Source organism: Arthrobacter sp. C2 (genome assembly GCA_024207135.1).
In the GTDB taxonomy this organism is placed as follows: domain Bacteria; phylum Actinomycetota; class Actinomycetes; order Actinomycetales; family Micrococcaceae; genus Paeniglutamicibacter.
In genome coordinates, this window is the sequence record CP042428.1 from 3,429,504 (window position 1) to 3,450,748 (window position 21,245).

At 64.2% G+C, this 21,245-nt stretch carries 20 protein-coding genes, 1 pseudogene and 1 riboswitch; of the genes and pseudogenes, 9 read left to right on the forward strand and 12 right to left on the reverse strand.

The window, feature by feature from the left end; all coding sequences use genetic code 11:
- Positions 1-93: 93 nt before the first annotated feature.
- Positions 94-1,119: an isopenicillin N synthase family dioxygenase gene (locus FPY90_RS15800; RefSeq protein ID WP_498682029.1), complete on the reverse strand. Its 1,026-nt coding sequence runs from the start codon at positions 1,117-1,119 to the stop codon at positions 94-96.
- 180 nt (positions 1,120-1,299) lie between these two features.
- Between FPY90_RS15800 and FPY90_RS15805 the strand changes: the two genes are divergently transcribed.
- Both FPY90_RS15805 and FPY90_RS15810 read left to right on the forward strand, forming a co-directional pair.
- Positions 1,300-1,599, forward strand: coding sequence for a type II toxin-antitoxin system VapB family antitoxin (locus FPY90_RS15805; RefSeq protein WP_071214717.1), 300 nt, complete (start codon positions 1,300-1,302; stop codon positions 1,597-1,599).
- Between the two features lie 8 nt (positions 1,600-1,607).
- Positions 1,608-2,303 (forward strand): LytR C-terminal domain-containing protein, encoded by a 696-nt coding sequence (locus FPY90_RS15810; protein ID WP_498682030.1) that lies wholly within the window; start codon positions 1,608-1,610, stop codon positions 2,301-2,303.
- A 4-nt stretch (positions 2,304-2,307) separates the two neighbouring features.
- Here the strand turns inward: FPY90_RS15810 and FPY90_RS15815 are convergent, their stop codons facing one another.
- Positions 2,308-3,015 (reverse strand): DsbA family oxidoreductase, encoded by a 708-nt coding sequence (locus FPY90_RS15815; protein WP_498682031.1) that lies wholly within the window; start codon positions 3,013-3,015, stop codon positions 2,308-2,310.
- A 306-nt stretch (positions 3,016-3,321) separates the two neighbouring features.
- Complete coding sequence (locus FPY90_RS15820; RefSeq protein WP_498685606.1) at positions 3,322-4,686, reverse strand: amino acid permease; 1,365 nt, start codon at positions 4,684-4,686, stop codon at positions 3,322-3,324.
- Positions 4,687-5,026: 340 nt separating this feature from the next.
- Between FPY90_RS15820 and FPY90_RS15825 the strand changes: the two genes are divergently transcribed.
- Positions 5,027-5,695 (forward strand): YoaK family protein, encoded by a 669-nt coding sequence (locus tag FPY90_RS15825; protein WP_498682033.1) that lies wholly within the window; start codon positions 5,027-5,029, stop codon positions 5,693-5,695.
- On the opposite strand, the gene FPY90_RS15830 is transcribed toward FPY90_RS15825, so the two are convergent.
- Positions 5,696-6,907, reverse strand: a complete 1,212-nt coding sequence (locus FPY90_RS15830; RefSeq protein ID WP_498682035.1) for an MFS transporter — start codon at positions 6,905-6,907, stop codon at positions 5,696-5,698. It lies immediately after the preceding gene.
- Positions 6,908-8,085: 1,178 nt separating this feature from the next.
- On the opposite strand from FPY90_RS15830, the pseudogene FPY90_RS15835 reads away from it, so the two are divergent.
- A pseudogene (locus FPY90_RS15835) lies at positions 8,086-9,029 on the forward strand (IS30 family transposase).
- A 190-nt stretch (positions 9,030-9,219) separates the two neighbouring features.
- Here the strand turns inward: FPY90_RS15835 and aceB are convergent.
- From aceB to FPY90_RS15860, 5 genes are all read right to left on the reverse strand, one after another.
- Positions 9,220-10,854 carry a malate synthase A gene (gene aceB, locus FPY90_RS15840; RefSeq protein ID WP_498682036.1) on the reverse strand — a complete coding sequence of 545 codons (1,635 nt, stop codon included), beginning with the start codon at positions 10,852-10,854 and terminating at the stop codon, positions 9,220-9,222.
- Positions 10,855-10,987: 133 nt separating this feature from the next.
- The gene (gene aceA, locus FPY90_RS15845) at positions 10,988-12,289 is read right to left on the reverse strand and encodes an isocitrate lyase (RefSeq protein ID WP_498682038.1); all 1,302 of its coding nucleotides are present in this window, start codon (positions 12,287-12,289) and stop codon (positions 10,988-10,990) included.
- Positions 12,290-12,674: 385 nt separating this feature from the next.
- Positions 12,675-13,307 (reverse strand): dTMP kinase, encoded by a 633-nt coding sequence (locus FPY90_RS15850; protein ID WP_498682039.1) that lies wholly within the window; start codon positions 13,305-13,307, stop codon positions 12,675-12,677.
- Positions 13,308-13,469: 162 nt separating this feature from the next.
- Positions 13,470-13,844, reverse strand: a complete 375-nt coding sequence (locus FPY90_RS15855; RefSeq protein WP_498682041.1) for a PH domain-containing protein — start codon at positions 13,842-13,844, stop codon at positions 13,470-13,472.
- A 47-nt stretch (positions 13,845-13,891) separates the two neighbouring features.
- Positions 13,892-14,881, reverse strand: coding sequence for an ArsR/SmtB family transcription factor (locus FPY90_RS15860; protein ID WP_498682043.1), 990 nt, complete (start codon positions 14,879-14,881; stop codon positions 13,892-13,894).
- Positions 14,882-14,974: 93 nt separating this feature from the next.
- Here FPY90_RS15860 and FPY90_RS15865 point away from each other — a divergent pair, with 93 nt between their 5' ends.
- The 5 genes from FPY90_RS15865 (at position 14,975) to cycA (ending at position 19,277) form a co-directional block, all read left to right on the forward strand.
- On the forward strand, positions 14,975-15,211 hold the full coding sequence (locus FPY90_RS15865; protein WP_498682045.1) for a hypothetical protein: 237 nt from the start codon (positions 14,975-14,977) through the stop codon (positions 15,209-15,211).
- Positions 15,212-15,423: 212 nt separating this feature from the next.
- Positions 15,424-16,548 carry a YkvI family membrane protein gene (locus FPY90_RS15870; protein ID WP_071214724.1) on the forward strand — a complete coding sequence of 375 codons (1,125 nt, stop codon included), beginning with the start codon at positions 15,424-15,426 and terminating at the stop codon, positions 16,546-16,548.
- 127 nt (positions 16,549-16,675) lie between these two features.
- Positions 16,676-17,077: a hypothetical protein gene (locus FPY90_RS15875; protein ID WP_498682048.1), complete on the forward strand. Its 402-nt coding sequence runs from the start codon at positions 16,676-16,678 to the stop codon at positions 17,075-17,077.
- Positions 17,078-17,275: 198 nt separating this feature from the next.
- Positions 17,276-17,373, forward strand: a riboswitch (glycine riboswitch).
- Positions 17,374-17,530: 157 nt separating this feature from the next.
- Positions 17,531-17,737 (forward strand): hypothetical protein, encoded by a 207-nt coding sequence (locus FPY90_RS15880; protein WP_498682050.1) that lies wholly within the window; start codon positions 17,531-17,533, stop codon positions 17,735-17,737.
- A gap of 55 nt (positions 17,738-17,792) precedes the next feature.
- The gene (cycA, locus tag FPY90_RS15885; RefSeq protein ID WP_083411232.1) at positions 17,793-19,277 is read left to right on the forward strand and encodes a D-serine/D-alanine/glycine transporter; all 1,485 of its coding nucleotides are present in this window, start codon (positions 17,793-17,795) and stop codon (positions 19,275-19,277) included.
- Between the two features lie 53 nt (positions 19,278-19,330).
- Here cycA and FPY90_RS15890 read toward each other — a convergent pair whose 3' ends face one another.
- The 3 genes from FPY90_RS15890 to FPY90_RS15900 form a co-directional block, all read right to left on the reverse strand.
- A complete protein-coding gene (locus tag FPY90_RS15890) occupies positions 19,331-20,194 on the reverse strand; it encodes a hypothetical protein (protein WP_498682053.1) in 864 nt (287 codons plus the stop codon).
- A 204-nt stretch (positions 20,195-20,398) separates the two neighbouring features.
- A complete protein-coding gene (locus tag FPY90_RS15895; RefSeq protein ID WP_498682055.1) occupies positions 20,399-20,845 on the reverse strand; it encodes a hypothetical protein in 447 nt (148 codons plus the stop codon).
- Between the two features lie 83 nt (positions 20,846-20,928).
- The gene (locus FPY90_RS15900; protein WP_498682057.1) at positions 20,929-21,165 is read right to left on the reverse strand and encodes a hypothetical protein; all 237 of its coding nucleotides are present in this window, start codon (positions 21,163-21,165) and stop codon (positions 20,929-20,931) included.
- Between the last annotated feature and the right edge of the window lie 80 nt (positions 21,166-21,245).

Below are 21,245 nucleotides of genomic sequence, written 5' to 3' on the forward strand. Positions count from 1 at the left end.
TAGGTTCCGCCCCGGCCTGTCCGCGGACTTGCGGCCAGGCCACGCAGGATGAGGACGGCCAAGTCACCCGTTGCATGCCCGCATTCGGAAGGTCTACTTCACCAGGTCCGGGTAGTGCGCCTTGGCGGTCTGCGGGTGGGCGCGGAGCCAGCCCTTGAGGACGTTGGCGCCGTAGGAAGCCAGCATCGGGTTCTGCGGGTCGTCGGAAACGCCGCGCGCATCGGAGGCAAGCTCTGCAGGCAGCGGCACGGTGTTGATGACCGAGTCCAGGCGCGGGGAGTAGAAGAAGGGGACCGAATAGCGGTCCACCCCCGCCGGTGGGGCGGTGACCCGGTGGATGGTGGCCATCAGGTAGCCGTTGGTGGCGACCTCGAGCATTTCGCCGATGTTGACCACCAGCGCGCCCTCGATCGGCTCGACCTCGATCCACTCGTCCTGGCCGTAGGGCTGGACCTGGAGCCCGCCAACCGCGTCCTGCAGCAACAGGGTGATGAAACCGTAGTCGGCGTGCGCTCCGACGCCCTGGGTTCCGGCACCGGGGACGACCCCGCCACCGACGTAATGCACCAGCTTGCCCATCCAGGCCGGGGTCTCGGCGAAGGGCTCGTCGAAGTATTCCTGGGGCAGGCCCAATCCGACGGCCAGTGCGGAGAGCAGCTCGGCACCGACGCGGTTCATCAGCGTTGCCCATTCCATGGCGACGGCTTCAAGCTTCGGGAACCCGGCAGGCCACTGGTTCGGGCCCTGCAGGTTCAGGTAGGGCGCATCGGCCGGCACTTCGGCGAGGACCTCGCGCTCGGGCCCGTAATCGATTTGTTCACGCGAATCGGCACGGCCGCGGGTGATTTCGGCACCCAGCCGGGTGTAGCCGCGGAACTGTGCCGAGGTGCGGTTGTCCAGTTCCAGCTTCTGCTCGACGGGCAGGGCGAAGAACTCAGCCAGGGTCTTGAGCAAGTTCTGCGTCGTGCCTTCGCCGGCGCCGAAGCCGGTGATCTGGAAAAAGCCCACGCGGTGGGCGGCGTCGCGCAGGGCCGTAATGAAACCTTCATCAAAACTGCCATCGGCGCGACGTGCGGTAGACATGTCTAGGACCGGAACGGTGGTGAGAACTGTACTCATGAATCAAGAATGCACCCGGTCGGCTGGTTTGTGACAGCGCAGGTTACGTCCCGTTCCGTAGTGTGAATCCATGCGTCGGGACCCTTGACGCCGGCTGTGAAACCGCCTACAAAATCCGCGACTCGCACAAAAAACCGTGGATCGGCCCAATTGTCGCTAGAAGTTTCCTAAGCTGGTCAAGTGATCTTCAAATCTGTCGGCGATTCGCGCCCATACCCGGAACACGGCTACGTCACCCCGAAGGACTGGTCTTCCGTTGCGCCCATGCAGGTGCGCCTTGACGAGTTGGTGACCACCAAGAGCACCTTGGACCTGGCCGCGTTGCTGGCCGAGGACTCCACGTTCTTCGGGGACCTGTTCCCGCATGTCGTGCAGTGGAAAGGCACCCGCTACCTGGAAGACGGACTGCACCGCGCCGTCCGCACGGCCCTGCACCAACGTTCGATCCTGCACGCCCGCGTGCTGGTGCTGGAAGACTAGGGGCGACCTTGGCGCGCAACACCGATCCAAATGATTGGCACGGCCACCGAATCATCTCCGAAGACCAGTTGGCGAGTCCCGAGTTCACCACGGATGCCAGGATCAAGAAGCGGCGCACCATCCGCCACGGAATCATCCTCACGTTCATCCTGCTGGTCCTGATCGCATCCCTGGTACTGGCCTACATGGTCAACACCCGGTCGCTGATCATCGATGCGCTTGAGCCCAAGCCGGTTGCCGAGGCCCCGGTTGCGGTGAACGAGGCCTGCCCCACCACGAAGTTCAACTATGTCGACCCGGCCAAGATGAAGGTCAACGTCATGAACGCCACGCAGGTTTCCGGCCTGGCCGGTGCCACGGCAACGAAGCTGAAGAAACGCGGATTCAAGGTCGGTGACGTGGGCAACGCGCGCCTGTCCAACGTCGAGGTGGTGGGCGCCGTGACCTCCGGGCCCGACGGCTACGCCCAGGCCATGACGGTGCAGCGAAACATCAAGGACCTGACCTACGTCTACGATCCCAAGCGCCCGGGGACGACCGTTGACGTGGTTGTTGGCACCAAGTACAAGGACCTGGTCAAGGAAAAGTCGGTCAACAAGAAGCCCGGGAAGCTTGGGTGCACCCCGCCGAAGCCGAAGGACGATGCAAAGACGTCGACGGCCCCGGAAAAACCGGAACCGTCGACGGAGCAGAAGGACAAATAGGGGATTAGTTGCAACCCTCGGGACCGCACGCCTCACCGTCGGGTGAGGGTGTGCCGAGCATCTGCAGGGACTCGCCTCCGATTTCCTTCCAGACCTGGTTCAGGGCCTGTTCGAAGACCTCCGACGGCTGGGCACCGGAAATCCCGTACTTGTCCTCCAGGACGAAGAACGGCACTCCGCTGACACCCAGCTCGCGGGCACGCACACCATCTGCCCGCACCGAATCGGCGTACTTGTCGCCGGCGAGCACCTCGGCTGATTCCGCCGGGTCGAGGCCCACGGAATCGGCAATGCCCTGGAGCGCCGCGCTGCTGCCTGTGTCCACGCCCTTCTCGAAATGGGCCGACAGCAGGGCTTCCTTCATCTCGTTGCCGAGGTTGCGTTCCTTGGCCAGGGCCAGCAGGCGCAAGGCGGTGAAGGAGTTGGCCGGACGCAATGCCTCGAAGTCGTAGTCCAGGCCTTCCCCGGCTGCCTGGGCGGTGACATGCTCAAGCATCCCGGCGACCTGCTCGGCGGGCATGCCCTTGGCCTTGACCAGGTAGTCCACTTCGCTGCCTTCGTAGTGGTCGGGCAATGAGGGATCCAATTGGAACGCATGCCATTTCACGTCGACCTTGTTCCCAAAGGGAAGGGCCGCAACGGCCTTCTCGAATCGGCGCTTGCCAATGAAGCACCAGGGGCAGGCAATGTCGGAATAAATGTCAACGCTCAAGCGGGTCTCAGTCATATCAGGGGCAACAGACGAGCCGGGGCGCGTATTCCCTGCAACCTTCGGGCCACAGAGGGGTATTCGTCACCAACCACCGATCGGCGCTGGATGCCGCTGCCCCTACCTGAAGCGACGCCGGCTTCGGAATCCCGGGCCCGGGAGATTGGCGGCTGGGCTGCCGCCCGGCTGGAAATGCAGGTGCGTGAATTGAATTCCCCTGGCGGAATGGATCGCCAAAATGCAAGAGGACCCCGGGACCACTCATTGAGCGTCCGGGGTCCCGCCAGCGCAACAGGGAAGTCCTGTCCGTTAGTGCGAGTCGGCCGACACGTATTCGCGACCGGTCTCGTCGACCAGCTCGGCGCGTTCGTGGCCCTTGCCGCGGACCCAGACCTTGTAGGCAACAAACAAGAGCACGATCCACACCAGGCCGACCACCATGGCAACCCGGGTTGCAGGGATCACGCCCAGCAGCACGATCACAAAGCCCATGAAGGCAAGAGCCGCATAGGATGCCGCAGGCCACCAGGGCGAAGGGAACTCGGACGCCGGGAGATTCTCCCGCGCAATGGTTCGCTTCATGGAGATGTGCGAGAGCAGGATCATGACCCACACGAAGACCGTGGCGAACGTGGCGATCGAGGCGATGATCAGGAACAGCGACTCGGGCAGCACCGCGTTGAGCACCACTCCGGCTAGCAGCACGATGCCCATGGTCAGGACCGTCATCCACGGCACCCCGTTGCGGGAGATCTTGGCGAAGGAAGCCGGGGCGTGGCCCTGTTGGGCCAGCCCGAACATCATCCGTCCGGCGCCGAAGATGTCGGAGTTGATCGCGGAGATCGCGGCGGTGATGACCACGGCGTTGAGGATGTGCGCGGCCGCGGGGATGCCTAGGTTGTCGAAGATCTGCACGAACGGGCTGCCCTCGGAACCGATCTGGTTCCACGGGTAGATCATCATCAAGATGCCCAGGGTGCAAACGTAGAACAGCAGGATACGCACCGGCACGGTGTTGATCGCCTTGGGGACCACCGACTTGGGGTTCTCGGCCTCGCCTGCCGTGATGCCGATGGTCTCGATGCCGCCAAAGGCAAACATCACGATCGAGAATGAGGCCAACAGGCCCCAGAATCCGTTGGGGAAGAACCCTCCGGCGGCCAACAGGGTGCCGAGCCCGGGGTTTGCCTCGGCGGGCAACCCGAAGCCGAAGAGCACGATCAGCACGCCTCCGGCGATCATCGCGATGATGGCGGAAACCTTGATCAGCGAGAGCCAGAACTCCGTCTCGCCAAAGACCTTGACCTTCATCATGTTCAGCGCGGCTATGAAGAAGACCACGGCCAGGATCCAGATCCAGCGCGGTACATCCGGGAACCAGAAGCCCATGTAGATGCCGAACGCGGTGACGTCCGCGATGGCCACGATCGCCATCTCGAAGGCAAAGGTCCAGCCGGTGATGAACCCCGCGAACGGGCCCAGGTACTTGGAGGCGTATTGGCCGAAGGACCCGGAGACCGGGTGCCGCACCGCCATCTCGCCCAATGCCCGCATCACCATGAAGACGGCGGCACCGCCGATCATGTAGGCCAGCAGGACCGCCGGTCCGGCGGCCTGGATGGCGGATGCGGAACCGTAGAACAATCCGGTGCCGATGGCCGAGCCAAGGGCCATGAATCGGACGTGGCGGACATTCAGGCCGCGGGCAAGCGCCTGGGCAAATTGGGGCACGGAAATAAACCTTCGGTTGGAAAGGGGGCTTATCCAATGATAAGTGGGCAACCCGAATCGGTAGTGGTTCGGTGGCGTGGATCACCCGACAGTCCGGCGTGCCCGTGGACCGGTGAAAAACCTGGAAACGCGGCCCGAGTGCGTCGAGGCGGCGCGGTTTGGGCTCGTCAATAGACTGGGTGGGAGCCGGAAGCGATCTTGCGCGCACGCCGGACCCATGATTTTGAGGGTGTCCCAGCCTGGAGCGTTGCTTTGCGCCGGGGCACGGATGAGGAGAATACACGTGGCGCGGTCTTTGGGATGGCGGGGAATCGCCTATGCCAGTGGACTAACCGCAATTGCCGGATTCGTGGATGGCGTGGCATTCATCCACTTCGGGGGATACTTTGTCTCGTTCATGAGCGGGAACTCGACGCGTTCCAGCGCTGGACTCGCAGAAGGAAACTACTTCGAATGGGCGTTGGCCATCGGTCTGGTGGCCAGCTTCGTTCTGGGCGTGGCCGCGGCAACCCTGGCCAGTCAGGTGCCTTCCGTGCACCGGCGCGGAGCGGTGCTCTCGGTGTCGTCGGTCTTCCTGGTGGCCGCCGCCCTGACCACGCTCGGCTCTCTCCATGCCGTATGGACAGCGGTTTTGATGGCCATGTCCATGGGGGCGATCAACGCGACCTACACGCGCCGCGGCGAAGTCAGCGTGGGATTGACATACATGACCGGGGCCCTGGTGAAGATGGGGCAGCATCTGGCTGCGGCACTGGTCGGCGGACCCAAGTGGGCGTGGCTGCCATACGGCGCGCTCTGGGCCATGATCACGCTGGGCTCCTTCGTCGGGGCATTCCTCTACCTGCAGGTGGGGCTGCTGATCCTGTGGGTGGCCGCGCTGGCGTTGGTGGTGTGGACGGTCGTCGCGTTCGTGCGCGACAGCCCGGGGCGGATTTTCCGCATCCGCCGGTGACTAGACGGCATTCCCCCGGGACCCGCGCGCGTGGCGGCCGTGGACCTGGAAGTACATGCCGATGCCCAGGACCGAAAGCACCGTCAAGGCACCGAACATGCCGGTGTATCCCAGGTGGGGGATGACCAGGCCCAGTGCCACCGGACCGAAGCCGATCCCGGCATCCAGCATGAGGAAGAACGTGGAGGTGGCAATGCCCAGCTCGGCCGGAGGCACCGCGTTCACGGCAATGGCCTGCGCGCAGGGCATCAGCGCGCCGAAGCCGAGGCCGGTCAGAGCGGCGGCCGAGACGACGCTCAGGTTGCTGGGGTCGAAGGCCAGCGCCGCCATGCCCAGGGCGAAGATGACCAGCAGCGGATACATGATGGCGTTGTCGCCCCGCCTGTCCTGGATGCGCCCGGCAAAGAGCCGGGAAACCAACACGGTGATCGCGTAAACGACGAAGAACCAACTCGCGGCCTCGGCCATCGAGCTCGAAATCAGGAACGGGGCCAGGAAGGAAATGATGCCCGAGTAGGCAACGCCGCCGACCAGGATCACCAGGGAGATCGGCAGGGCCGCCGGGCTGACGATGGAACGGATGAAGCTTCCGCGACGCACATGCGACACGTGCCTCTCGGTGGTCGGCCGAGGCTCCGGCATGCGGATCAACAGGCAGATGAGCAGTGCCGCCGCAGAGGAAATCGAGCAGAACACGAAGACCGAGGTGTAGTTGCCGTTTGCGGCCAGGAGCACGGCCAGGAACGGGCCCACGGCCGTGGACAGTGTGGTGGAGAGGCCGAAGTACCCGGTTCCCTCGCTGCGCCGTGCCGACGGGATGATGGATTGGACCGCGGTGGCAATGGCGGTGTTTCCCGCGCCGAACGCCATTCCGTGGACAAAGCGCACCACCAGTAGGAGCCACAACGTACCGCTGAAGAGGTACATCACCGAGGCCAGGACGAAGAGGCACAGGGAGATGACCGTCAGCCGCTTTCGTCCCAGGACCTGAAGCAGCTTTCCCGCGAAGAGCCGGGCGGTGACCGAGCCGATGACGAAGATGCTGGCGGCGAGGCCGGCTGCGCTGTCGGAGGCCTGGAACCTGTCCACGGCGTAGAGCGCCATGGAGGTCATCAGAAGGTAGAAGACCATGGAAATGAAGAGGTTCGCGAGGCCTGCGAGCAAGAAATCCCGGGTGAAGAGTTTCGCTGGGGGATCGTGTGGCTGGCTCACCGGGCTCCTTCTTTGGGTTTTTACTGCTTTCGGTCCCGCAACGGGGCCTCCTGCCATTATCGGCCCCGTGCCCGGCGGGTTCGGGCATTTGAGGATGCGGAGGGTGGTGTCATTGCCGACATGCCGTGACGGATCCAACGCTTCTTGAGTTCTCGTGATCGTTGCAACGCCCCCGATATTCGGGAGTTTCAACGTCCATGGATCCACTATCAAATGAAGGTCTTTCCTTAAGGAAAAAATCGGGTTCTTCCCCGGCACCGCGGACGTACCGCAAGTATTCGCCGCAGGACAAGGAACGGTTCTTCGAAGCCAAGGAACGCCTGGGAACCGGAGTGGCCGCAGCCCGGGAACTGGGCTTCACGCCCTCCACCTGCCGGATGTGGACGAAAGACGACGGCCGGGCGCCGGGAACGAGCTACACCGCGGAGCATAAGGACGAGTTCTTCGTGTTGTTGGACCGTCTGAACAGCGTCAGCGCCGCGGCCAAGGCCCTGGGCATCAACACCCAGACGGCCTTCAACTGGTCCTACTCGCTCGCGGCGCTCGAACGGAAGCCCAAGGCCGCAATGACGGCCAGGCAGCTGGCGCTCGAACCGAAGCGGGCTCCGTTCCTTGACGCCCTGGAACGCGGGGGCAACATCAGTGTTGCCGCCCGCGACGCCGGCATCAAAACCTCCCAGGGACTGAGCTGGGCGCGTGCCGCCGGGGTGGAAAACATCCCGCAGGACCGCTCCGGCAGGCGGGCGGAATACATGCGATTGCGGGAGGCGGGGGCCACGCAGAAGGCCGCTTCCGCGGCCGTGGGCATCAACCGGCGCACCGGCTACGACTGGGACCAGGCCGCCCGCGCGGCCAATGCCCAACCCGATGCAAACGATGACACCAGCATCGCGTATAACTGTCAGGTGACTACTGCCTTTGCCGAATCCGACACCATGGCCCGGCTCGCTGCGGAGCCACCTACCGCCCCACCCATGGCTCCGGTGCTGGCCCTGGTGCCGGAGCCGGGAGAAGGGCTCCTGGCGGCTCCGGAGCCGCCCGCGGATGCGGAGCCCTCCACGGCACCGGCACCGGCCCCGCTGCAGCTTCCGGCGCCGGCGCCGGTGAGTATTGAGGACCTTGAGCTGGTCATCGATGCGCGCTACCTCTCCCACGAAGAGCGGGAACTGATCGCCGACATGCTCCGCGCCAAGAAGTCGATCAGGGCCATCGCCCGGGAACTGGGACGAAGCCCCAGCTCCATCAGCCGAGAGATCAAGCGCAACTCCCACCCCAGGCTCGGATACCAGCCCCACGGCGCCCAGCGGTCCGCCACCAAGGCCCGGGCCCGGCCCAAGCCCAGTAAGCTGGCAGCCCAGGGGCCGCTGCGCGACGCCGTCGTCGCGATGCTGAAACTGTATTGGTCCCCGGAACAAATATCCCATGCCCTGATCAAGGATTTCCCCGATGACCCCGAGATGCGCGTGAGCCACGAAACGATCTACCAGGCCCTCTATTACCAGCCCCGCGGCGGGCTGAAGCGCGAGGTCGACAACGCACTGCGCACAGGACGCACGCGCCGGAAAAAGCACAAGAACCCGAGGAACGAACCAGTCGGTTCCGCGACCCGATGATCAACATTTCCGAGCGCCCCGCAGAGGTCGAAGACCGCGCAGTCCCGGGGCATTGGGAGGGCGACCTCATCACCGGGGCCCACAACCAATCGGCCATCGCCACCCTCGTGGAACGCACCACCCGCTACGTCATGCTCGTCCATTTGCCGGGCGACCATACGGCCGCAACGGTGCGTGACGGGCTGATCAAGACCATGAGCACCCTGCCGGCGCACCTGCGTGGATCGCTGACCTGGGACCAGGGCGTGGAGATGGCCAAGCACAAGGCCTTCAGCATCGCCACCGACATGGATGTCTACTTCTGCGACCCGCACAGTCCCTGGCAGCGCGGCTCCAACGAGAACACCAACGGGTTGCTGCGCCAGTACTTCCCCAAGGGAACCGACCTGTCGGTCCACGGCCCGGAGGAACTCGAACGCGTCGCTCAGCAACTCAACGGACGACCCCGCAAAACACTCGGTTGGAATACCCCGGGCGAGCAACTACGTGATTTACTAAAAGCAAGCTGACCACGGGTGTTGCGTCGAACGCTGGAATTCAAGCTTTTGGCGGAAAACCGGGTTAAATGACGATCGTCCCCGCCATGGGCAGCTCTGCCGGTGGGGACGATCGAAGTGTATTCAGTTGTTGCTTGGTGGCGGGGACCAGGGGGTGTTCGCGTCGTTGCGCTTGCCCCCTGCCCCCGCCACCACAGCGGATCTAGGCTGCCGGTTCGAGTGCCTTGGCCTCGCGCAGGTAGCGGTTGTACGCCTGGACTGTGAGGAAGGTCGGGAAATCCTCACGCAGGGCGCATGCCTCGAAGATCTCGCGGGCGTCGTCGAAACGGTCGCCTTCGAAGCGGGAGAGCTTCTCGAACTCCTCTTCGGTCAGCGCCTCGACCCAGTGGCGGGAAATCAGTTCCCCCTCATCGGTGATGGCTGCCTGCTGGATCCACTGCCAGATCTGCGAACGCGAGATCTCGGCGGTGGCGGCGTCCTCCATGAGGTTGTGGATGGCCACGGCGCCGTTGCCGCGCAGCCAGGCTTCCATGTAGCGGATGCCGACCTCGATGTTGTTGCGGATGCCGCCCTCGGTGATCTTGCCCTCGGTGCCGGCGATGTTCAGCAGTTCCTTGTCGTCGGGAGTGACGTCCTCACGGGTGTTCCCGCGCTGGTTCGGCTGGTCGCCGAGCACCGAGTCGAAGACCTCGCGGGCCACCGGGACCAGGTCGGGGTGTGCCACCCAGGAACCGTCGAAGCCGTCGTTGGCTTCGCGGGTCTTGTCGGCACGGACCTTCTCGAAGGCCACGGTGTTGATGGCCTCGTCCTTGCGGTTGGGGATGAAGGCAGCCATGCCGCCGATGGCCAGGGCACCGCGACGGTGGCAGGCACGGACCAGCTGCTCGGTGTAGGAGCGCATGAACGGGGCGGTCATCGTGACCATGCCGCGGTCCGGGAGCACGAAGCGCGGGCCACGGGAACGGAAGTTCTTGATGATGGAGAAGATGTAGTCCCAACGACCGGCGTTCAGGCCTGCTGCGTGGTCGCGCAGCTCGTAGAGGATTTCCTCCATCTCAAAGGCCGCGGTGATGGTCTCGATGAGGACCGTGGCGCGGATGGTGCCCTGCGGGATGCCCACCAGGTCCTGGGCCAGGATGAAGACGTCGTTCCAGAGGCGTGCCTCGAGGTGGTTCTCGATCTTGGGCAGGTAGAAGTAGGGGCCGCGGCCCTGGGAGATCAGGCGCTGGGCGTTGTGGAAGAAGTACAGGCCGAAGTCGACCAACGCACCGGAGACCGGCTTGCCGCCAACCAGCAGGTTCTTCTCCGGCAGGTGCCAGCCACGCGGGCGAACCACGATGGTGGGCATGTCGGTGAGCTTCTCCCCGTACAGCTTGTATTCCTTGCCCTCGGGCGAGGTGAAGTCGATGTTGCGGTCCAGCACGGAGCGCAGGTTCAGCTGTCCGTTGATGACGTTGGACCAGCTGGGGGTCGAGGAGTCCTCAAGGTCGGCCAGCCAGACCTTGGCGCCGGAGTTCAGTGCGTTGATGGTCATCTTGCGGTCGGTGGGGCCGGTGATTTCCACGCGGCGGTCCTCCAGGCCGGGAGCGATGGGGGCAACCTGCCAGGTTGCGTCGTCACGGATGTGCTTGGTCTCGGGACGGAACCTCGGGTCCGAGCCGTTGGCGATCCGCGCACGGTTCAGCTGGCGTGTCTGCATCAGTTCTGCACGGCGTCCGTCGAATGCCTTGTGGAGCTGGGCCAAGAAGTCCAGCGCCTGGGGGGTGAGGATCTGTTCCTGCCGGCGGACGGGGGCAGCGACCAAAGTAATACCGTTCAGGGTGATTGGATCGTTCATGGCTGTGACTCCTTCTTGAATCAAGATTTTGGGTGGCGGTGTGCCGGGGAAATCGGGGAAAAACGTGTGGCCCGGTGGGCCGGCTGTCTCCAGCCGGCCCACCGGAACCGCGGCGGCAACCGCCGAGGTTTGTTTAGTGGAACTGTCCGGCTTCGGTGGATCCCACCAGAGCCAGGGTGGAGGCGTTCGGGTTCAGAACGGTTGCAATGTCGTCGAAGTAGCCGGTGCCCACTTCGCGCTGGTGCTTGGTTGCGGTGTAGCCGCGTGACTCGGAAGCGAACTCGCGCTCCTGCAGGTCGACGTAGGCGGTCATGCCTTCACGGGCGTAGCCGTGGGCAAGGTCGAACATCGAGTGGTTCAGGGCGTGGAAGCCGGCGAGGGTGATGAACTGGAAGTTGAAGCCCATGGCGCCGAGTTCGCGCTGGAACTTGGCGATGGTTGCATCGTCCAGGTGCTTCTTCCAGTTGAAGGAAGGGGAGCAGTTGTAGGAGAGCATCTGGTCCGGGAAGTCTGCCTTGACCGCCTCGGCGAACTTGCGGGCAAGTTCCAGGTCCGGGGTGCCGGTCTCCATCCAGATGAGGTCGGAGTACGGTGCGTAGGCCTTGGCCCGGGCGATGCAGGGCTCGATGCCGTTGGTCACCTTGTAGAAGCCCTCCGCGGTGCGCTCGCCGGTGACGAATTCCTTGTCGCGGTCATCGACGTCCGAGGTGATCAGGGTGGCTGCCTCGGCGTCGGTGCGGGCAATGACGACCGACGGGGTGTTGGCGACGTCGGCTGCCAGACGGGCCGCGTTCAGGGTGCGAACGTGCTGCTGGGTCGGGATGAGGACCTTGCCGCCGAGGTGGCCGCACTTCTTTTCCGAAGCGAGCTGGTCTTCCCAGTGAACGCCCGAGGCGCCGGAGGAGATCATCGACTTCATCAGTTCGTAGGCGTTCAGCGGGCCGCCGAAGCCGGCCTCGGCGTCTGCCACGATCGGCACGAGCCAATCCTCAACGCTCTTGATGCCTTCTGCATGCTCGATCTGGTCGGCGCGAAGCAGTGCGTTGTTGATGCGGCGGACAACCTGCGGAACCGAGTTGGCGGGGTAGAGGGACTGGTCCGGGTAGGTGTGGCCGGAAAGGTTCGCGTCTGCGGCCACCTGCCATCCGGACAGATAGATGGCTCGCAGGCCGGCTTTGACTTGCTGTACTGCCTGGTTGCCGGTCAGGGCGCCCAGTGCGTTGGTGTAGCCGCCGGTCGGGGCTTCCTCGGTGAGCTGCTTCCAGAGCTTTTCGGAGCCGCGGCGGGCCAGGGTGTGCTCTTCCTGCACCGAGCCCTGCAGCTTCACAACGTCTGCTGCCGAGTAATCACGAGTAACGCCGTTCCAGCGGGGGTTGGTTGCCCAATCCTGTTCGATTGCTGCGATACGGTCTTCGGTCGAGTTCTGCTCGGTCATTGCCTTCTCCTTGCTGGTTGCCGGTGCCGGTTCGGGATCGTCTTCGCTGGTGATCCCGGTAGGTTGTTCCGGCGTTCCTTCTGCGTAAGAACTACATTTCCGCACTTTGCCAGACCTAGCTAGAGGGTTTTGATGGAAAGATTTGCGTTTCTTCGCGAAATCTAAAATTGCAGCTGTCCGAGCACTGAACTGGGCCAGAAGGCCGGAAATGGGTCGGAAGCTGCGGGAATCCACGGAAGAAGCCCGGGTCTTTTAGACGCCCGAGAAATGGAGTTTCATCGCGACCCATGTCAACACGCGTAAGCGGTGGTTAGAGCGGTGAATCACCGGTGTAGGCGGATGGCCTGCCGGTGTTCGCGAGAGAGGCGGCGTGGTGCCGACTGCCTCAAGCGGTGCGAGTCACGGCCCGCATGGCATCGGCCGCCACCTGCTGGGGCGTGCCTGACCCGTCGACGATGTGCCAGCCCCTGGCCAGCGCAATCTCCAGGTAGGCCTCGCGCGAAGAGCTCAAATACGCCATGGTCTCGCTGTCCTCCCCGCGCCGCAGGATCCGGGAGTATGCGACATCGGCCGGGACGTCGATCAGGACGATCGCATCCGGGCGCGGAAGCCGGGCCAGTATCCACGGCAAGACGACCCCTTGGGGCAGGCCGCGGACGGAGCGCAGGACCAGTTGGCACGCCACGTGGCGATCCATGACGGTGGTTCCGTGGAATCCGGCGGCACGGCTGTGGGCAAGCAGGACATTGACGCACCGGACGACCGATTCAAGTCGATTCGCCCAAGCGGGTGTCAACGCCGTCCCGAACCGGGCTGCCACCCTGGTCATCCAACGGCGCCCGGCCGGGTTTCGCAACAGCTGGGCCCGGGCCCCGGAATTCCGGAGGGAAGCCACCAGGGTTGTTGCCGTGGTGGTCTTGCCTGCCCCGTCGATCCCCAGCAGCACGATGGTTCGGTGGCGCGACGAATCACCGGAAAGGGTATCTGCGTCCCGAGGTTCCGGTCGGTCGGCAAGCACAAGGCTTGTGGCCGTGCGGGAAGAGGGCAAGGGGCTCCGTTGGTTGGTTCGGTGGGTTCTTTCTTTCAATTCCAACGAACAACGCAACCGATTCGATGCCGGCCTCGGCCTGTGAGTTTCCCGTTAATCGCAAATACCGGACCACACCAAGGGCGCGTTGCGCTACAGAACGTGGGAGGCGACGAGCTGTGAGAGCGCACGCACGTCGACCTTGCCCTTGAATTCTAGACGGACCTTGCCCAGGGAACTGAACCACAAATCCAGCTCGGCATCGAGGTCAAAGGTCCCGGCGGTCTCCACTGAAAACGCCTGGACCTTGGAATACGGCAACGACGTGTAATCGCGCTTCTTGCCCGTGAGCCCCTGGATGTTCACGGCGATGAGCCTCTTGTTGGTGAAGACCACGTAGTCGCGCGCTCCCTTGAAAGCGGCGAGCAGTTCCTCGCCCTGGACAAAGAGGGGGGTGACTTCACCCGCCACGTCCCCGGGGTCGCACGGACTGAGCTTGAACACGGAGGCGTTGTTGAAATCGATCATGCCCCGACCCTACCCAGTCGGAGCGACAAGCCGGGAGCGACCCGTTGCTACGCCCGGGCCAGCAGGTCCTCGCCCAGGCCTGCGCGCCGATAGAAGACCTCGCGGCCGGCGCGGATGGTGTCGGTGAGCCCCGAAGCCTCCAACACCTTCAAGTGTCCATTCACTGTTCCTGCTGCAAGTTCCAGGGCGCAGGCCAACTGGGTGGTGGTCATCGGGAGGTCGAGCTGGGCCAGGATCGTCGCACGCGTGTGGCCCAGCAGCTTGGCCACGGGGGAGTCCTTCACCTGGCGGCTGTTCTCCCACAGCCGGCCAACCCCGCGCGGGGCGTAGGTGAGTGTGGGGACAAATGGTTCGACATCCAGGACCAGGGTGCGCGGCCAGACGAATGCGCTGGGCACCAGGATCAGCCCGTTGCCGGGCGCGGCGTGGTGCGTACCGTCGCAGTTCGCGGTGACCTCAAGTCCGTCGCGGGTGCCCCGTACGCTGGGGTGCAGGGTATCGAAGACCTGGTGGATGCCGTGTTCTGCCAGCAATGCCAGGCGGTAGTCCAGATCGGCCAGCAGCATGGAGCGCAACCGGGGCCAGAACGGCTCAAGTGCCGTCTCCCAGTACCAGCGCAGGGCGTCGACCAGACGAGTGGCTCCGGCCGTCGGATCGTCGCAGAAATCGCTGATCGTCTCCAGCCTGGATTCGTCCCGCTCGACCGCCATCAGGTAGCTGAGGTCGCGAACCCAGAGCTCCGGCGGCACGGCGGCGACCGCCGCGAGCCCTGCCTCGAAGGTGTCCTGCCGCAGCGGGGTGGGCGTCAGGGAATCGGCAATGAACCCGGTGGGGCGGATCAATGTGGTGAGTAGTTTCAGGTGGTCTAGTTTCGCGGGGTCCCTCGACGCCAGGATGCGCGAGGTCGCCTCCGTGATCCAGGGTCGGTGCAACCGGGTTCCGAGCTGCAGGGCGCGCACGCTGGTGACGGTTTCCCACAGGGGCGAGACGGTGAAACGCACCCGGGTCAGGTCCTCGGCCGACAGTCTGATCTGCATGACACCGAGTCTAGGCTTGCGGCGGCGCCGAGGTAAGGATTCGGAAATGGCCGAATGGTGGTCAGGCGGTTCTGGTCGTTTCAGGCTTGATGCATGACTACTTCAACCGATGCCTTCAATGTCCAATCAGCCTTCGACAACCGTGCAGGTGCCCGCCATCGGGCCAGAAAACGTACCTCTCGGACGACCGCGGCAGCCCATGCGGCTCCGCGCCGTCGACTGGTCTTCGGCCCGCTATTGGTGTTCTCGCCACGCCAGGAGGAAATGCTGCGGGAAAACCGAGAACGTGCCTGGCTCGAGCTTCACTCGGTGGTGGCTGGGCGGTTCTGACCAGCGGCATCGGTGCCGAAGAACTGCACCGTGTCCTCAGTGACCCAATGCCTCCCAGCCCAAAGCCAAGCTCAACCGGCGTGAGGCCCGTCATATTACTTTCGTTTGTTGACTAGGTCACATCTGAGACATATCGTTCTATGGAAATTGATATATCAGGGAGCGGCGCATCTTTGGTGGCGTCGGCGAGAACCACGGGAGACAACAGCCACATGCCACAAAAATCCCCCACCAGGGCGCATCTTGACACCGTCGAAAAGGCGAGCTTCCTTCGCGTCCTCACCTATGCCGGAGCGATCATCGCGTTCCTCATAGGCTCCGGGTTCGCCACCGGGCAGGAGATCCTGCAGTATTTCACTTCCTACGGATACTGGGGCGTGTTCGGCACCGGTCTGCTGGTCCTGGTGCTGATGACCTATGTGGCCGTCGAATTCTTCGTGGTCGGGCAGGCGAAGAAATTCGACCGGCCGTCGCGGATCTTCCACTACTACTGCGGCAAGCATCTGGGGACCTTCTTCGACTACTTCTCGATCCTGTTCGTTTTCCTGAGCTTCACCGTGATGGTCGCCGGCGCCGGCGCTGTCTTCGAGGAGCACTACGGGATGTCGCGATACGTTGGCGGCATCGGACTGGCGGTGGTCGTGGGCATCAGCGTGTGGTTTGGCCTGAAGTCCTTGGTCGATGTCATCGGGAAGATCGGTCCGGTGATCGTCGTGGTCGCCATTGCCCTCGGATTGTTGGGAATCTTCCGCAACCCGGGCGGGATCGCGGAGGGCAACGCCCTGCTTTCGGGTCTTGATTTGACCCAGGCTTCCACGAACTGGTTCATGGCCGGCCTGTCCTACGTGGGTTTCTGTATGCTCTGGCTCGCGGCCTTCCTGACCGCGCTTGGCAAGACTGCACGCAACCGCAAGGAGGCGTCCTCCGGGGCCCTGGCAGGGTCGATCGCGTTTTCGGTGGCCTGCATCATTGTTGGCCTGGGCCTGCTGGCGAACATTGTGCGAGTGGGCGGGACCGAGATCCCGATGCTCGTGCTGGCCAAGGACGTGAGCCCGGTGCTTGCCGCCGGGATTTCCGTGATGATCCTCGCGGGCATCTACACGACCGCGGTGCCGTTGCTGTGGACAGTCTCCTCGCGCTTCTTCGCCGACAAGACGCCGCGCTTCAAGTACCTGACCATTGCGCTGGCAGTGGTTGGCACCGTGATCGGCCTGGTCCTGCCGTTCTCCCAGATGGTCAACATCGTCTATGTCGTCAACGGCTACGTCGGGATCCTGTTGCTGGTCCTGATGTTGGTTAAGACCGGCACGCGCCTGGTGCGGCGCCAGCCGCTGTGACCCGGCGCGGCCGTCCGCTCCGGCATTAATGCCGGCCTGCGTCCTTGGCCTATCGTGTCCGTCTCGAGTCGGTTGGGCTGGCCGCGCGGGCCGGGGCGAGGTCCTGGTCGGCGATCGAGGAGGAATCATGAGCGGCGTTGACTGGGATTCGGTTCCCGTGGCCGATCCGCCGCCCGGGGCGGTCGAGGTGCCAGGCATCGGCTTCGGATTCCTCGCCGTCGCCGGAATCCTCGAGTTGGGCGTGCCGGGTGCCGTGTACCGGTTGCCGCGCCAGGCCGGGGACGGGGCAGGCACCGAACGCGTCGGGGACTCCCGGGAGATCGCGACCACGCTGGCCGATGCCGGCATCCCGGGTCCGGCGGATCCGCTGGCCGACTGCTGGTTCATTCTTCCTCCCTCATCCATGCCCACGGAGGGCTTCTGGGATGCGCTGGGGGAAGCCGAACCATTGCGCGGGCGGAACCAGACCCGGCGGGGGTGCCGCAGTGGCCTGCATGCGGCGTTGCAGGTCCTGTGCTCCAGCAGCTAAACGACCGGCCAACGGGCCGTGGCTGTTGCACCGATCGCTGACTTGGCTTTTTGGCTCATGTGACGGCCGCGGCCGCGGGGTGGGCTCTTTTTCGGGGGCGCCGCGACATGTTTCGCGGGCGATGACACAAAAGGCTTGTGAGTTGCACCACAAGCCACCGCGCAGTAAGTTATGACTGCAATCACAAAATATCGCCGTTGACACGTGGCGGGAGAGACCCGTCCGCGCCATGGACGGGCGCCGTAGGAGCAATTCCTCCCCAGGAAACTCTCAGGCCCCCGTACCGCCACGAAGAGGCGAATCTGGAAAGAAGCACGGTCTGGTCCGTGCTCACCGAAGGAGCAAGTCCCGATCCCCTTGCGGACGGGATGGAAACTCTCAGGTACGTCAACAGATTGGGGAGGATCCAAGAACAGCGCGGACCCGTCCGCGCGCGATTCGGGAGTTCCTCCAATGACGCCAACCACCCACGCCACTGCCCGGTCGCCCTTTGGTGCGCCCGCCGGCCTGCCCCGTGAATCCGCGCTGCGGTCCCGCGGGAATGCCGAGCGCCGCACCGCAGGGCACTCCTGCAAGCGCACCGGCCTGGGAATGGTTGCCTCGGAGAACAACGCGAAGTCCTTGTTCCAGGGCATCGCGCCCGTCGGCGAGAACCGTTAGGGAATCGTCCATGGCACGCCACCGAAGCACCGGCACCAATCTGGAAGGCAACAGCATGAGCAAGAACAGTTCCGCGCCCCACCTCGAACGTGGGCTCTCCAACCGCCACATCCAACTGATCGCGCTCGGCGGTGCCATCGGCACCGGCTTGTTCATGGGATCCGGCAAGACCATTGCGGTGGCCGGGCCCTCGGTCATCTTCGTGTACATGATCATCGGCTTCATGCTCTTCTTCGTGATGCGCGCGATGGGCGAATTGCTGTTGAGCAACACCAACTACAAGAACTTCTCCGACTTCGCCGGGGACATTCTGGGCCCGTGGGCCGCCTTCTTCACGGGGTGGACCTACTGGTTCTGCTGGGTGGTCACCGGCATCGCGGACGTGGTGGCCATCTCCCACTACGTCGCGTTCTGGTGGAAGGACCTGCCGCTGTGGATCCCCGCCGTGGCCTGCATCCTGTTGCTCGTGGCCCTCAACCTGCCCAGCGTGAAGAACTTCGGCGAGACCGAGTTCTGGTTCGCCCTGGTCAAGATCGTCGCCATCGGCGCGCTGATCGTCGTCGGCCTGGTCATGGTCATTACCGGCTTCGAGAACAACGGGGCCACCGCCTCCTTCGCGAACCTCTGGAACGACGGCGGGATGTTCCCGACCGGCTTCATGGGCTTCGTTGCCGGCTTCCAGATCGCCGTGTTCGCGTTCGTCGGCATCGAGCTGGTCGGTACGACCGCGGCCGAGACCAAGGACCCGGAGAAGACCCTGCCCAAGGCGATCAACTCCATTCCGATCCGCATCCTCTTCTTCTACGTCGGTGCCCTGGTCATCCTCATGGCCGTCCAGCCGTGGAAGCTGTTCAGTGCCGCGGAGTCCCCGTTCGTGGGCATGTTCGCCCTGGCCGGCCTGGCCGGCGCCGCAGGCATCGTGAACTTCGTGGTGCTCACCTCCGCGACCTCCAGTGCGAACTCCGGCATCTACTCGACCTCCCGCATGATCCACGGCCTGGCCGAGGAGGGCGACGCCCCCAGGGGCTTTGCGAAGCTCTCCCGCACCAAGGTCCCGCGCAACGCGCTGCTGTTCTCCTGCATGTTCCTGCTCGCCGGCGTGGCGCTGCTTTACGCGGAGGGCGGCGTGGCCGAGGCGTTCACCCTGGTCACCACCATCTCGGCCCTGTGCTTCATGTTCGTCTGGTCGATCATCCTCATCAGCTACCTGGTCTACCGCAAGCGCCGCCCGCAGCTGCACGTGGCCAGCAAGTTCAAGATGCCCGGCGGAACGTTCATGCCCTACGTGGTGCTGGCCTTCTTCGGCTTCATCCTCTGGGCACTGACCACGCAGGCTGACACCCTGGCCGCGCTGCTCTTTACCCCGATCTGGTTCGTGGCACTGGGCATCGGCTACGCGATCCTGCGCTCCAAGCCCAAGCACGCCGAATTGCGGGCTTTGCACCAGGCCAAGGTCGCCCAGGAGCGCATGCTTGCGGCGTCGTTCAATGCCGGTGGCGCGGTGCTGGAGGCGGACGTGAAGGAGCCCGCCGCGAAGTAGCGGTAGCATTCCGGTCCGCGCCGGGGCCGTTTCCCTTGGGGGCGGCCCCGGCGTCATGCGGCCGCGTGCCGGCCCGTGCCGGTTTCCGGGGCGGGGACGGGGTTCCAGGTCCTTCGGGTCTCGAGGTACCAGAAGTACAGGAAGAGTGCGATTTCGTACCACTCGACGAAGAAGACCGCCTGCCTGACCCCGAGCGCGGCCAACACGGCCCATGCCACCACGCCCAGCGCCATCAGGACCAGCAGCCCCGCATAGTGGCCAGCCCGCCCGCCGCTGGTGTCGGTGTCACCAAGCCTGCTGCTGCCCAGGTGGCTGGCGATCGCGATGCCCATGCTGGCGAGCAGAAGCAGGGCTGCGGCAAGGTGGACGCCGACGAAGTCCTTGCCTTCGATCGTCCGCCACAGCAACAGCACCAGGAACCCCGCCAGCAGCAGCGTGCCTGCCACGGCCAGCCAACGTGTTTCCGTGCGTTGCAGCAATGAGCGCGGCGACCAGCTGCGGGTCTTCCACTCCAGCCACCCGAATGCCAGCGCCACGACCAGCACCGCAACCACGGAGACCTGGATGGATTGGATGAGCTCCCGTGCCGCGGCGGGGTCCAGGGTGCCAAGGGTCTGGCCCAGCCCGGCGGGGACGAAGGCGACGAACATCGCGTAGAAGCCGGCGAGGTTCAGCGCCTGGTCCTCCAGCGGCGGTCCCTTGTAGACCACCAGCAGCACGCCGGTGGTCACCATCATCGCCACGAACAGGTTCCTGGCCGGGCCGATGTAGTAGGAGCTGATGGAGTCCCCGATGACCCCGGTCCACCAGGCGTACAGGGCGATGGCCACCAGGAGCAGCAGCGGAATGACCAGGAGCATCAGGCGCAGGTAGCGCAGTGTGTCCCGGCCCTGGTTCTCGTCGACAGGAGTGTGCATGCCTGATTGTGCAACAGCAAATACCCTGTTGGCTAGGGCGGGGACGCGCCGGCGCGGGGCAGTTCCGCCTCGGTCCCGCGCGCTGGCGGCGGGATCAGCGCCAGCCGAGCTGGGGCGCCACCTGGGTGAGGATCGCTTCGATCACGTGGGCGTTGTACTCGACGCCGAGCTGGTTCGGGATGGTTCCCTAAATAAGCGGAGCGGCTACTGCCGCTTGCGAAGCTGCCGCATCTCCGACTTTGGAAATCCCAAGAACTTCAGCTCATCCCATCGCGTGGCGATTGTCCTCAAGCGCTGGGAGTTGATTGCCTCGGCATTGCTGGGGTCCTTCTGCTGGTAGGCGAAAGCACCGGTGACGAAGCTGACCGCGGCGGAGACAAGAGTAGAAACGAGCGCGCCCACCGTGATGTTCGAGCTATCGCGAATGATGTCCGAGATTCCAATCTTGCCATCCTGTAACAGCCAAAAGTATCCGAGTAGACAGGCCGCGGCGAATGCGACTAGCGCGATGACAGAGAAGATTGCTGCCAGGGTTGCGCGTTTTTTGCGACCCCCTCGCACCACCTTGCGGGATAGTTTCTCGGCCGCAGCGAGCTCCTCCGCGGGTTGCTGAAGGATTTCGACACTGGGATTATTGCCAACGATTTCCATGATGGTGGAATTGACTATGTCTCTACCTGCTGAGACGTCTCGCATTCTGCTCCCGTGTGTCGTCGCGTTCGGAGGAAATCAGTCTATCTAGCCGTGGATTCTAGCGCCAGACTCTTGTAGACCACCAGCAGCACGCCGGTGGACACCATCATCGCCACGAACAGGTTCCTGGCCGGGCCGAGATAGTAGGAGCTGATGGATTCCCAGATACGCCCGGTCCAACAGGCGTACCAGGCGATGGCCACCAGGAGCAGCAGGGGAATGACCAGGAGCATCAGGCGCAGGTAGCGCAGCGTGTCCCGGTCCTGGTTCTCGTCCATGGGCGTGTGCATGCCTGATTATGCATCAGCAAATGCACTGTTGGCTAGGGCGGGGATGCGCCGGCGCGTGGGGATGCCGG